The following is a 14,677-nucleotide window of genomic DNA, read 5'->3' on the forward strand; positions in this document are numbered from 1 at the left end:
GTTGATCTTACTGCGAGCAGCAAGGACTTTACTGGGGGAACCTTTACCTGGTCGACCGGATCAACTGATAATCCTTTGACCGTCACTACTAGCGGAATGTACTCCGTAAGCTTTGTTTCTGACGAAATATGTGCTTCTGAAGTATCAGACAGTATTAAAGTGGTCGTTAATCCAATTCCTCCAAAACCGGAAATTACGTCCAGTGGTCCACTGACTTTCTGTGATGGTGGTTCAGTAGATCTTACTGCCAGCAGTTCAGGTTTTACAGGCGGCACCTTTACCTGGTCTACAGGTTCCACTAACAATCCATTAAGGGTAACCACATCAGGAACATACACAGTAAAATATGTTTCTACTAATGCTTGTCCATCCGATACCTCCTTATCTGTAACTGTGACAGTAAATCCGATTCCGCCACAGCCAACTTTCACTGCAGACGGCCCATTAGCCTTCTGTCCGGGAGCATCAGTGACATTGTTTGCTCAATCCGGAAATTTTTCGGGTACATTCAAATGGTTTAAGGAAACTATAGCATTAGGCAGTAATCCTTCCATTACATTAGCTGAAGCAGGTAATTATCACATATATTTTACTTCTGATTCTGGTTGTGCTTCAAATCTTTCAAGAGATTTTGAGATCATCCATTTACCGGATAATTCTCCGGTAGATTTAGGAAAGGATATTATAACCTGTAATTCTTATTTGGATCTATATGCTTTAACTCCTGCTGTAGGTGCTGGTAAATGGTCCGTCTACAACACCAATGATGCTATAATTATTGGAGATCCCGCATCAGATAGTATTCGTGTAACGGGCTTAGAAGCCGGATTAACCTATTCTTATATATATACCATTAAAGGGGGTTGTGGTCCTGACAAATCCGATACAATCAATATTACGGTCGGCCTTCCAGGATTTGATATAGCATCCATAGATACTCCAATGGATACTCTGTGTGTAGGTGTTGCAAGAAGAGTAACGGTTTTTGCTAAAGGTGGATCAGATCATTATAGTTATGAATGGATCAATACTAAAAACATGGATACAATATCTACCAAACTCAATTATTTAGACATTACTCCGGACGGTATTGATAATTACTATTTAGTATATGTAAAGGATTTAGATCAGCCTGGTTGCCAAACATTTCCAGATACAATAAGCATTCATGCGATCCATAAACAAGCTCTTTTTATTCCAAATTTAATTACACCTAATGGAGATGGTAAAAATGATGCCTTTAAAATTGTAGAAGAAAAGAACTACGATAATAAAATGTTCCCTGAAGGGTCTTTTGTTGAGATATATAATCGTTGGGGAAGTCGCGTATATGAAGCAAAAAATTATGATGGGACATGGAAAGCTGATAATATTGCAGATGGTATTTATTATTATTATTTAAAAACAGGTTGTGGTCAAGACGAATACAAAGGCTGGCTACAGATTCTATCTAATACCGATTCAGATTCCAGAAAGTAAGATAACCATCTGGAAACATTGAAGCTAAACGGCCGGACAACAGTTATAAAAAAAATAATTTTTAACAGGAAGGGACCTTAAACAATCCCTTCCTCACCTTTATCTAAAAACAATTGTGATCTTTTCTGCTACAAAAGTTTAAGTCTTATATAGTTACTCTAATCCTCTTTTTAACGAATAATTTGGGAATAGCAATTGCATTTCTATCTGCTACTCCTTCGCTGCTATCATAAAGTCTCACCAAAAGAATCACCAAGAACATGATATAAACAAAATTGCCACTAAAGATCCTTTAGTGGCAATTTTATATCTGTCTCTAACTTTTCAAATCAATATTTAATCAACCTTTCAAAAGTTTCAGTTTTGTCCTTATGGGTAATCCGTATTAAGAAAATTCCTTTTTCAATACCGGAAATATCCAGAGCTTCGCTATCTGCAAAAGACCTGATAAGTTTTCCTGACAAATCGTATAAGTTTGCTTGTTCAACATTTGAGGTGTTTTTTAAATAAATATAGCTGACTGCAGGATTGGGGTAAAAGCCTGAAGCCTTTTCATGGGCAGGATGATCAATACTAGTTGGTCCATCAAAGTCTGAAAGTGACCTTCTGAATAAGCCTTGAAATTGAACGATAGTATAAAGATCATTATCAAGAATCATCAAGTTCCTTATATCTCCAAAAGGTAATGTTTGGTTAAATGAAGTCCATTGATCAGAAGCATGACGAAGAACATAAATAACATTCTCAATACTTATGACAGCAAATTCTTTATTGACTGTTAATTCATAAATATTGGCATTGCTTGTATTTAATCCTTTAAAGATTTTTCCCCAGGTTGAACCTCCGTTAAAAGATCTGTAAAGGTAGTCTCCTGCTGTTGACAAATACATAGTATCTCCAGCCTGCACAAGTTTTGTAAGATTCTTACTGAAAGTAACTGTATCCCAATTTATATATGGAAATGGTGCCTTTAACAATTTCTGACCGCTGGTAAGGAGAATCTCCCCTTTTGAATTTTTGACTATACTATTTGAAGCTGAAGACAAAAACTGAAACCAGTTATCACCTTGATCCATAGACAAGTACAAACCAGCACTGGTACAGACCCATAAAGAATCATTAAATGTTTTAATATCTGATATAGGAACGGAAGGTAATCCTTGTTGTGCTAAAGCCCAGGTTTTGCATGAATCTTGTGAACGATAGGTATTCATATAATTACTCGCAAACCAACTCTTATTATTTATATGCAGACTGCTAATAGTAGCGCCGGCCTCTGCAGGAGGACTTTTCATTTCCCAGGAAATACCAAAATCCTTGCTCAAATAAACTCCTCCAACCTCTGCCCCTGCAATTAAGTGCTTTCCATTAGAGGCTAGTGTTGCAAGTTCTCTTTTATCTCCTAAATTATTCTGAAGCCTGGCCGTCTTCCATTCCTCTCCATCTTTTTTAGAAACAATACCTAATATTGAACTCAGAAATATGGTACTGCCAACACGAACCATAGAATTGATTTGATCAGGAAGCCCAGGGTACTGTTCCTGCCAATTTCCATTTAGTTTCTTAAAAATATGATATCCTGAAGTAAGCCACAAATCAGACTGATCTATAAAAATTTTGCTGACTTCTTTATTCTCGAAGTAAGGAACGGGAGTCCAGTTTTTACCTTCATCAGTTGAGAAAAATAAGCCAGCTTTAGTACCTGAATAGATTGTATCATTTAAACTTTCCACACTGTTTACTTTTTTCCGAGGAAAAGCGAGTAGTTTCCAGTGATCACCGGAGTTTTCTGATACATATAGTCCGGAATCAGAAGCTGCATATATTTTGTCATTGATGATCCGGATCTGTCTGGTTTTAACCTCTGGAATACCTGCTGTTATTCTTTGTGCAGTATTCAATACATCATCTGAAATATAGATACCCGTGGCTGTTGCAAATAAAACTCTTTCGTCTTTGATTTCTATATTGTAAATTTCTCCACTTCCGATTGACTTCGTGAAAAGACGTTCAGCAATAGAGATATCTCCATATAAAGCAACAAATCCATTTTCACTTCCGGTTACTACATGCTTATTCCATTTAGTTGCGCATGAATACCTGTAGTTTGCCAATTCCAGATTATAAAATTTATAATGGCCTAGTTCTTCTTCTCCTACTGTGATTGCCCCTCCGATACTGGCATAAACCTTATCCCCCTGGTTCATCAGAAAAGTTGCTTTATAGGTGGTTGGATTCGTTAACTTTACCCATTGACCTGAAACCGATAATGATAAAAACAATGTAAATACATTTAATAGAAATACTCTCATATAAAAACTAAAAAAAGGATAAAAAAACAATTATGAGGCAAAGGTAAAAAATTCTCACATTGACCAGTTTGTTTTGATGAAATATTGTAAATACTTTAATGTCCTTTTAGGGCGAGCCAATTTAATTCCGATTCAGAAACTTTAAGTTACATTACCCTTAAACCTTACTATTTTAATTAGATTAATTGTCCTGAAAGATGCACTAGACAAGATAACTTGTAAATAAAAAAATGACTTTCAAAAATTTAACATTACTAGCTTTAATACTAATTAGTACAACCTGGACAAATGCTCAATCGAACACATCTTTAAGGCGGGATATTGAAAAAGTTTTATCAACGAAAAAAGCAAAGGTTGGAGTCTCGATTATGGGAGACAACGGAAGGGATACTTTATCCATAAACGGGGACAAGCATTTCCCTATGCAAAGTGTTTTTAAGTTCCATATTGCGTTGACTGTTTTATCCCAAATTGAACAAGGTAAATTCTCTCTAGATCAAATAATAAAAATTGACGAGAATCAAATGTTACCTGGGCTTTATAGTCCTATTAGAGAAAAGTATCCTCATGGTGTATCCTTGAAAATTTCAGAAATTTTAGAATACACTGTTTCGCTAAGTGACAATGTCGGGTGTGATGTTCTTTTGAAACTTATCGGAGGTCCTCAGGTAGTTGAAAATTTTATAACGGAAAAAGGATTTAAGGACTTTTCTGTAAAAATCAATGAAGAAGTGATGCAAAACAATTGGGATTTGCAATTTAAGAATTGGACAACACCAAAAACCTCCACTCAAATACTTGCATATTTTTACGACAATGACAAAAAAATTCTGTCTGCTGAGCATCATGATTTCATATGGACAATCATGAAACAAACAGAAACTGGGAAAAACAGATTAAAAGGACAACTTCCAGAAGGAACAGTAGTCGCTCACAAAACAGGCTGGTCCGGATCAAACAAAGAAGGTATTACAGCAGCAGTCAACGACATTGGTATCATCTTCCTGCCAAACGGACGTCATTATTTTATAAGTGTTTTTATAACCGATTCAAAAGAGGACACAGCAGTAAGTGAAAAAATTATTGCAGATATATCCAAGGTTGTATTCGACTATTTTGACAATAGGATGAAGTAAGACTGCCCTATTCTGGTTTGAAATCTTTGAGCACTATGCCATCACCAGCTCTTTTTGTTTATAGATTATAAGACAGAAATTATTACCCCTCCACATCATCTAATTCGATAATATTCCTTGTTCATGGTACAAATTCAGAGACCTTTTTGTTATTCCTTTAAAATTCAGAAATTGGAGATGTATAAAATAACTGAACATTAATAGTTGTTACAAGCTTTAATAGTTATTTTATGAATGATTAAATAATGTTTTTGAACTGACTACTTAAATAAATAATTGAATAAGAGAGTATTATTACTGGAGATGGAGAAGCAAGCAAATAAGTCTTTGGATGAATTTTCAAATTTAGGAAAAATGGGATCTTTAATTGCTGCCAAAGACTGGCAACAGACTACTTTGGGTCCTATTAAACTTTGGCCTTCAAGTCTGAAATCCTACCTGAAACTCATGCTTGGTTCGAAATATCCTATGTGGCTGGGCTGGGGCAAAGATTATATAAAGTTCTACAACGAAGCATACGCCCCCACTCTAGGTGTAAAACATCCAGAATCTTTAGGAAAATCTGCTAAAATCATCTGGAAAGAGGTTTGGGATGTAGTTGGTCCTATGTGGGACAGGGTAATGACTAACGGAGAATCTCTTTATTATGAAAACCTACTACTTTTTCTTGAGCGGCATGGATTTAAAGAGGAAACCTATCATACGTTTTCATACAGTCCCTTACCAAACGATGAAGGTGTTATAGGAGGATTCTTTTGCGCTGTAAGCGAAGAAACCAATAAAGTAATCAGTCAACGAAGGCTCACTACACTGCATGACCTCTCTGATGCTTTCACTAAAGTAAAAACTGAAAAAGAGGTTTTTGATTGTTCTTCCGAGATATTGAAAAGAAATCCTAACGATATTCCATTTGCACTTATTTATCTTTTTGACAAAGAGCAAAAGCGTGCTATTTTAAAAGAAGTTATAGGAGCAGAAAAAGGTCAAAACTATTCACCTTTGGTAATTGAACTTCAGTCAGAAAAACAGGACATCTGGAAATTTTCAGAATTATTGTCTTCCCCTCGGAATTTGCTCCTGGAAAATTTATCTGAATTCAATTACATTCCTCAAGGTCCGTGGGATGAATGTCCGACAAAAGCAATGATCCTGCCTTTGCTAAAATCAGGAAAAGATCAACTCTCAGGATTTCTGGTATCAGGAATAAGCTCCAGGCTTAAAGCAGATGAGGAATATTCAAAATTCCTAGGACTTGTAGCCGGCCAGCTCTCCATTGCGCTTGCCAACACAAGAGCCATCGAAGAAGAACGTAAAAGAGTTGAAGCGTTAGCCGAAATAGACAAAGCCAAAACATTATTCTTCAGTAATGTAAGTCATGAATTCAGAACTCCTTTAACATTAATTTTAGGACCAGTGAAGGAGCTGATTTCGAATAATTCCCAGGTAAGTCAGGAAGATAAAGAACAACTTCATATTGTACACAGAAATAGTCTCAGGCTGCTGAAATTAGTCAATACCCTTCTGGATTTTTCCCGCTTGGAAGCAGGACGGGTTCAGGCGGTATTCAGCAAAACTGATCTGGCAAAGTTTACCTGTGAACTGAGTAGTTCTTTCCGGTCAGTTGTGGAAAATGCAGGTTTGAAATTCACTGTCAAAACAGGTACTATTTCAGAACCTGTTTATGTCGATCATACTATGTGGGAAAGGATTGTATTTAATCTAATTTCCAATGCATTTAAATTTACTTTTAAGGGGGCCATAGATGTTTCTCTAAGACAGATAAATCAACATGTTGAATTAAGCGTAGAAGATACAGGCACAGGAATACCTGAATCCGAACTTCCCAATCTTTTCTCAAGGTTTCACAGAATAGAAAATTCCATAGGAAGAACCCATGAAGGATCAGGTATAGGATTGGCAATGGTAAATGAACTGGTCAAAATGCATCATGGAACCATTAAAGTGGAAAGTGAATCCGGTAAAGGCACTACTTTTATTGTTTCCATTCCAATGGGCAAAGCACATCTTCCCGAAGACCGAATTACCAGTCCGGATGCTAAAAAATCAATAACCCTGAATGCCTTGCCTCACTTAGAAGAGGAATGGGAAACCTTTAACCGTAATACATCTGAGTATTCCAATACAACTCCTCTCGTTACAGATCTTACCAAAAAGAAAACAGAAAGAATTCTTATAGCGGATGACAATCCGGATATGAGAGAATACTTATCCAGGCTATTGATAGAGCATTATGAAGTTATTGAAGTAAGTAACGGAGAAGCAGCTCTAAAAGCAATAAAAACAGAAAATCCCTCTCTGGTTCTTTCGGACGTCATGATGCCGAATCTGGACGGAATAGGACTAGTCAGACAATTAAGGTCCTCAGGCAAAACCATCACTTTGCCAGTAATCCTTATCTCTGCTAAAGCCAATGAAGAAGCAACTATTGAAGGGATAGAAGCAGGTGCGGACGACTACCTTGTCAAACCATTCAGTTCAAAAGAACTATTAGCCAGAGTTCAGACCCATCTGGAAATGGCCGAACTCAGAAAAGAAGCCCAGAAGGCTCTGAATGCAGAGCGGCAGCAGCTTTATGATCTGTTCATGCAGGCTCCCGCTATCATCGCTGTGCTAATGGGGCCAGAGCACACTATTGAGCTTGCGAATCCCAGGTATATGCAGTTGGTCGGCTCGAATCGGGAAATTATAGGAAGACCCATTCGTGAAGCCTTGCCAGAATTATCCAGCCAGGGCTTCTTTAATATTTTAGATGATGTCTATCAATCTGGAAAATCTTTCACAGGAAATGAAGCATATGTAAAATTAGACCGTAACAATGATGGACAATTAGATGAAGCATTTGTCAATTTTGTGTACCAGCCAATGGTTAATGCAAAAGGGATTATTTATGGCATTCTTGTGCACGCGGACGAAGTAACAGAACAGGTTAAATCAAGAAAACAGGTAGAAGAACAGAATAGGGTACTGGAAATGATTACAAGGGGTTATTCTCTTTCTGAGTCACTAAGTCAGCTTCTTCTGAATATCGAAAAATGGTCTGATCATAAAATAATAGGCTCCGTTCTTTTGGTTGATGAGGATGGAAAACATCTGCGCCATGGCGCTTCCCCAAGTTTACCAAAAGAATACAGTGATGAGATTGATGGAATTTACATTAGTGAATCAGTAGGTTTGTGCGGAACAGCCGCATTTCTCAAAAAAGAAATTATTGTACCTGATATTGCTTCAGCCCCTCTTTGCAGGAGTTTTAAAGACCTGGCATTGATGCATGGATTAAAGGCTTGCTGGTCAACTCCGATTCTTTCAGGCGATAAATTACTGGGTACTTTTTCGATATACTACCAAACGCCCCATGTACCAAACAGTACAGATAAAAAGAACGTTGAGTTTGCATTAAGAACTATTACTATTGCAATAGAACGAAAGCGCGCAGAAGAAAGATTGCAGGCTTCAAAAGATGAATCAGACAGGCAGAAACGGCTTTATGAAACGATTACAGGAAACACGCCTGATCTGATATATGTGTTTGATCTTGATTACAGATTTACCTATGCTAATGAAGCTCTGCTCAGAATGTGGGGAAGTACCTTTGAACAATCCATTGGCAAAAGTTTGCTGGAAAATGGGTATGAACCATGGCATGCAGAAATGCATGAAAGAGAAATAGACCAGATCGTTGCTACCAAAAAGCCAGTGCGGGGCGTGGTCTCATTTCCTCATGCAATACTTGGAGAGAGAGTTTACGATTATATATTTGTTCCCGTTATGAATGCATCTGGAGAAGTTGAAGCAGTAGCTGGAACTTCGCGAGATATCACTGATATTAAAAACGCAGAAAATTCTTTGGCTGAAAAAAACAAAGAACTGATAAACATTAATAATGATCTTGACAATTTTATATATACCGCTTCCCATGATCTTAAAGCGCCCATTTCCAATATAGAAGGTTTAGTTGCCTCCATGTTAGAAAACATAGATGAAAAGGTAAAGGCAGATGAGGAATTCAGATATATCCTGAGTTTGATCAATACATCCATCCAGCGATTTAAAACAACCATTCATGATCTTACGGAAATAACCAAAGTTCAGAAACAGATTCAGGAGATCGTAGAAGAAATAAACTGTACAGAGGTAATTGAAGACGTTAAATTTATTATTCAGGATCAGATAAAAGCATCCGGGGCCCTGGTAACGATTGATGATTCCAATTGCAGTCATATAAGGTTTTCCAGGAAAAACTTTCAAAGTATAGTTTACAATCTTATAAGCAATGCAGTTAAATACAGACACCCGTCTCGCACAGCTGAGGTCTTGGTCAGTATGGAATATAAAGAGGGATTCTACATATTAACTGTTAAAGACAACGGAATGGGGATTGGAGAATCGAATATCAATAAATTATTTACCATGTTCAAACGCTTTCATAACCATGTGGAAGGTTCCGGAGTTGGCTTATATATTGTAAAAAGAATTATAGATAATGCAGGAGGCAAAATTGAAGTAGAAAGTCAGGTAAATGTCGGCACTATATTTAGAGTATACTTGCCGCAAGCTCTATAGAAAATAGTATATATTGATTGTCTTCTCATTTGCAAATATTTTGTAGAGTCTAATTGTTCATTAAAAGTTAAGGAAAAGGCAAGTTCAGGAAGGAAAAATAAGCGAACGAGGGAATCATATCTTAAATCTTGACTTTTCTAAATTAAATGAACTACTAAAAAAGGTCATTTCTCCTTCCTTTATGCTGATATTCATATATTTTTTCTGCCATTTGATTAAACTCTTCAGCCAGCTCTCCTAACTCATCATTTCTTACTACAATAATCTTTTGTTTGAAGTTTCCCTTAGCTATTTCTCTCATCTTCTCTTTAAGTTCTTCAATAGGATTGGCAATTAAGGCTGGTAATATAAAAAGTAAAGGTAAAATCCATATTACGGTAAGTACTTCAACAATATAAATATATAAAAGCGCTTTCTTGTTCATACCTTTAGCTATATCATTCTTATGATTAATTGCTTCCATATTAATACTTAAAACGGCCACAAGATATTCCTTTATCTTTATATAGTGATCTATAAGTAGATGATTACTCTTATTTAGCTCAGAATTTTTATTCATTGCCTCCTTCTTAAAATCATGGTACATTTTCGATAAATTTTCCACAATCTCCCTTTCTCCTTTTTCCGTAATATTGTTTTTCTCCGATAGCAAGTTTTTTTCAAACGATTTAAACAAGGCTTCTTCAGACTTATTAGCTTTTATATTATTCTTCTCCCTTATATAAATTTCAAATATCTGGTCTATTGCTGCCATCATCTCTTTGGTATATTCAATAGAAGCACCGTTGTCTTGCAAAATTTTTCCTGAAGCTTCAGATGCCTTCATGAGAAAAATATTACAAACAATACCTTGAGCAAGTGTAAGAATTACCAAAACCCCTATTCCTATTGCGATTTTTGTTTTGATTTTCATAAACTAAAATCTCCTGAAAATGAAGAACCACTATTTTAAATAAAAGTTAGAATTTGCTAACCAACGGTAAGTTAAAATACTTTTGCACAGATACATGGTTGACTTTTACCCATTTGTGTCTAAATTAATACCGTCTCTTCCCTCCTTAATTTACTCTTTTACTAAGCTCAGTACTTATACTTAACATGACTATTTTTTCGATTCCTGGATTCATAAGAAAACAGCGTTAAAAAGATGAATTCATAATTTAAAACAGGTAATAATTCCTTTTTACCTATAAATACTATACACCATCCTTTAATTATATTTATTCTGATTTATCTTATAGCTCTATTATTTTTTATAGGCAAGAAATACAACGTTTTATAAAATATATGCCAAAAACGCCTAAAACTTCAATATATAAAACCCTCATACAGAAAGGGCGTATAAAATGTAAAATCAAATTATTATTATTTTATGATCAAAATTAACATCTATTCTTTAATTTTTATTTGTTCTTTATTCGTTAGCCAGCTAGCTAAAGCACAAGTTTATGAAAAAGGTAATGTAATTGTAGACGCTTATTATGGAGGTCCTAATTTATATACCGGAGTTGTAAAAACTTTTTATAAGGCTGATCAGGCCTTAGGCAATTTTGCAGACTTAAAATATAAGTCTGTAGGTCCTGTAGGACTTAAATTTGAATATTTGGTAGGTGCTAAAATTGGCCTGGGTATTCATGCAAACTACGCCTTGACTGCAGTGGAAGGACAATCAGTTGACGGCAGTAAGACTTATAGTTACGAAGCATCTTATTCAAGATTGAGAATTATGCCAACTTTGAATATCCACATGGGAAATTCTAAAAGGTTTGATCCATATTTTTCTTTTGGAGTCGGATATGCCAACCGTAAGTTTAAGGAAACAACCGATAATCCTAACATCCCGGAGATTTCAATTAAAAATGCATCTCCACTAGCTTTACGCGCTGAATTCGGTATGAGATATTTCTTCACAGATCATATCGGTCTTAATTTCCTTGTAGGTGTCGGAGGTGGCCCACTGGCAGGCGGAGGATTGTCCTTCAAATTTTAATAAAAGTCATTAACTTTTACTGTAAATCCGGAAAAAGATCTTTTTCCGGATTTATTATTTTTTTACATATATTTTTACTGAGCAATAACTATGATGCTGGAAAATTTTTCTCATCTGTTTTTCCTTTAGACTAAAATCCAATTTCGAATAAATATTTTCATCTATCTTAATACTTCACAAACTTATATACTTTGTTTTGAACTTTTGCTAAATACAATCCAGGTTTTAAATCATTGCCAAATTCAAGTTCTGTGACATTATAAAATGTATTAATTGTCTTACCTTCGGCATCTGTAATCTCTATGTTCAAAGGAGCTGAAACCTGAATATGAAAGCTACTCGGACTTGGATTGGGATATATAACAATAGATTGAGCAGCACTTTCATTGTCAATAGAAGTAACAACTTCCTCACAACTAGCTTTGCTTATATCAGCACTTACATATCCAATCTGATCTATATTTGCTAGTCCATCTGCTGTTGCGGAAGCAAGTTCAAGGAAATGAGAACCGGAACTTAGATTTATAGTAAGATCTACAGCCTTATAAGTAGTAAATTCCCCAGTACTTGGAAAACTTATTGCGGAAGTTAAAGCATTGCCATCAACTTTAATTGTAGCTGGTCTATCCGTAACGCCGCCATTTGCATATCTAAAACTAAAAGTTTTATTTCCAGAAGTGGTAGCATTAATAGAAAATAGAATTCTTGTTCCGATTGCATTATCAACATTAATATATGCTGTTCCTTTAAAACCGGGATTTTTGGCTTCAAGAACCCCATCAAAATTACAGGCTTCATCTTCTGCTTCCCCTACTGATGAACAAGCTATTTTGCCTGTCGTTCCTCCTATGCATCGACTGCAAATATCGAAGGTTGCGGTTCCGTTTGCTATACCGTTGCAATCTTTAACGCATGCTGATTTCCCTGTAGTGCCGCCAACGCAAATACCACAGTCATCTTTAAAGGCTGAACCTCCCGTAACTCCTGCACAATCTTTAACACCATAGGTCGGAACAAAAGGGGTCCATCCATTAAAAAACCAATTCAGATCTCTGTACTGAGCTGCCTGACTTGCAGTAAGCTGTTTGGATTTAGGATTTCTTCCGGAAGTATTTATCAAAGCTCCCAATTCATTTACACTTTTGTATTCTGCGAAAATAATATTGGAAGCATCTATAGAACTGTTTAAGCTCCATCCTTCCACTGGAATATGTGATCCCAGAGTGCAATTGAGGTAAACAATTTCAGCATAGGGATAATTCGCTCCTGCATCTCTACCCAAATAATGTATAGTTGTAGCTGAAGAGGTACGCGTAAGTTTGCAATCCGCAAAAGCATAACCATGAACTGAGTTATTGTTTCTGGCCATGACATTATAACCTCCATTATCATTGGCTCTGATCTCACATGACTGGAAAAACACTGCTCCTGTTCCCCAGATAAAATCTACATCCCCTTCAAGCATACAGTCTTTAACATAGACTTTTCCATCCAGCAAAACAGTATCCTGATAACTGTAAAAATCACAGTTCGCAATTACAATCCTTGCTCCGCTTGCTTTTAATGCTTCTGCCTGGCTTCCCCCATTCGGAGTTGTATTGATAAAAGTCAGACTTATCAGATTGATATCATCGCCTTGAATATTCACTACAGATCTCCAGTGTGTACTTGCGTTTAAATTAGAGTTATTATAACCTTTGATGATTACTCCCGTTTTGCTTTCTCCTTCTATAGTATATTTATTTTTACCCTTGATATAAGCTAGTCCAATATAGGTTCCGTTTTTTACCAATATTTTAGCATTGGCATTACCTGTAGGCAGGAAATTCAAAACTCCCTGAAGCGTTGCAAAGTCCCCGGTTCCATCGGCTGATACAGTGTATTCTAAATCTGCAGCAGGTTTTGATCTTGTTGTAAAACTCCAGTTGTTTGCAGTGATCCCATTGAAGCCGAGTGAGGAAGCATTTGAGAATATAGATTTTTCGACAGTTATATAATAGCCGGTGCTAAAGTCCATAGCATTGCTTGAGAACCGGATATAGACAGACTTACCATCAACAGTCACTGGAATAACTCTTATGGTTGTTCCATTAAGCGTCTCTGTCCAGGGCCAGGTTATAGACATGGGCATTCCTGTAGGCATTTTCGAAAGGTCAATTGTTTCTACTATTGCGCCATTTGATTTATACAAACTTATTTTGCCTGAACTTTGCAAGGTAGGTGTAGCAGAAAAGGTGACCTTAAACTGCATATCATTGCTCACATTTACCGAATTATCGACAGGAATCAGTGTTTGTGCAGTATTGCTGATTGTTAAATTAAAAAAAAGTCCCAGAATCAAAACTAACTTCACTCTCCTAAGTTGGATGTGCTCTCTGTTTCTTAAATGTTGCATTTAAAATATTTTTTTCATACCAAAGTATTTTCAGGAAGAATACATCAGCCAAATCGAAAAGTAACACTTTGACAAAAAATATTTGAAATAATTTAAGCGTGATTATCTAAGTATCTGAATCAGGATTTACCGGATTTAAAAATTGATAAAAATTAACAGGAATTCCCTAAATTAAATCTTTAGATATTTTAATTTTGGTTCCACTCAACTGCATTATCTCTTCCATTTTTAGCTTTTCCTTAAATCAGAAATATCATCAAAATGAAGATAGAAAGCCCTTCTGGTTTTGTTATAAATCAAAAGAGAAAAATATGAAAGCCTGGAAAGAAGAATCTCATTTATTAAAAAATGAAAAATTCAGTAAAGGAATTGGCAAAGACCTTGAAGCCAAACTAAACAAGCGGTATACGCCTTCATCGAGGACTGATGATGTATTTCGTGGAAATGATATAACTTTTTTCACCAATGAATACGGTGAACCAGTTACTTTATTTATCGGTTCCAGAAGAGACGACGGGAATATTGTTGGCGAATGCTATGTGAGAAGAATAAAAGAACGAGACGAAACAAAAATTATAAAGAGCCACTGGGATAATAAAGGAAAAATTAAAGGGAATATGAGGAGGTAATGACATTTAATAAATTTATCCTGATTGAAATAATCCTCAACTTAATTCTTCTTTTTGAATTTCCTTTTTCCTCGAAATCATCTGTAATTATCAGTATTGATCCAGAGTAAAAAAACGGGGAGAATTTAATACTTCTCCCTGTTTGAAAAAAAGAG

At 35.9% G+C, this 14,677-nt stretch carries 8 protein-coding genes; 5 read left to right on the forward strand and 3 right to left on the reverse strand.

Going from position 1 to position 14,677, the window contains the following annotated elements; all coding sequences use genetic code 11:
- On the forward strand, positions 1-1,479 hold a 1,479-nt coding region (locus MYP_RS18645; protein ID WP_045466928.1), incomplete at its 5' end, for a gliding motility-associated C-terminal domain-containing protein.
- Between the two features lie 329 nt (positions 1,480-1,808).
- On the opposite strand, the gene MYP_RS18650 is transcribed toward MYP_RS18645, so the two are convergent.
- Complete coding sequence (locus MYP_RS18650; protein ID WP_045466931.1) at positions 1,809-3,791, reverse strand: T9SS type A sorting domain-containing protein; 1,983 nt, start codon at positions 3,789-3,791, stop codon at positions 1,809-1,811.
- A gap of 230 nt (positions 3,792-4,021) precedes the next feature.
- On the opposite strand from MYP_RS18650, the gene bla reads away from it, so the two are divergent.
- Both bla and MYP_RS25385 read left to right on the forward strand, forming a co-directional pair.
- A complete protein-coding gene (gene bla, locus MYP_RS18655) occupies positions 4,022-4,927 on the forward strand; it encodes a class A beta-lactamase, subclass A2 (protein WP_045466934.1) in 906 nt (301 codons plus the stop codon).
- A gap of 303 nt (positions 4,928-5,230) precedes the next feature.
- Complete coding sequence (locus MYP_RS25385) at positions 5,231-9,508, forward strand: ATP-binding protein (RefSeq protein ID WP_197060126.1); 4,278 nt, start codon at positions 5,231-5,233, stop codon at positions 9,506-9,508.
- A 154-nt stretch (positions 9,509-9,662) separates the two neighbouring features.
- Here MYP_RS25385 and MYP_RS18665 read toward each other — a convergent pair whose 3' ends face one another.
- The gene (locus MYP_RS18665; RefSeq protein WP_045466937.1) at positions 9,663-10,421 is read right to left on the reverse strand and encodes a HAMP domain-containing protein; all 759 of its coding nucleotides are present in this window, start codon (positions 10,419-10,421) and stop codon (positions 9,663-9,665) included.
- Positions 10,422-10,880: 459 nt separating this feature from the next.
- Here MYP_RS18665 and MYP_RS18670 point away from each other — a divergent pair, with 459 nt between their 5' ends.
- A complete protein-coding gene (locus MYP_RS18670) occupies positions 10,881-11,498 on the forward strand; it encodes an outer membrane beta-barrel protein (protein ID WP_045466940.1) in 618 nt (205 codons plus the stop codon).
- A 166-nt stretch (positions 11,499-11,664) separates the two neighbouring features.
- Here the strand turns inward: MYP_RS18670 and MYP_RS18675 are convergent, their stop codons facing one another.
- Entirely contained in the window at positions 11,665-13,893 is a 2,229-nt protein-coding gene (locus tag MYP_RS18675; protein WP_045466943.1) for a pectinesterase family protein, read from the reverse strand.
- Between the two features lie 311 nt (positions 13,894-14,204).
- Here MYP_RS18675 and MYP_RS18680 point away from each other — a divergent pair, with 311 nt between their 5' ends.
- Positions 14,205-14,522, forward strand: a complete 318-nt coding sequence (locus MYP_RS18680) for a hypothetical protein (RefSeq protein ID WP_045467335.1) — start codon at positions 14,205-14,207, stop codon at positions 14,520-14,522.
- Positions 14,523-14,677 lie beyond the last annotated feature (155 nt).

It is taken from the genome of Sporocytophaga myxococcoides, assembly GCF_000775915.1.
Taxonomy (GTDB): Bacteria; Bacteroidota; Bacteroidia; order Cytophagales; family Cytophagaceae; genus Sporocytophaga; species Sporocytophaga myxococcoides_A.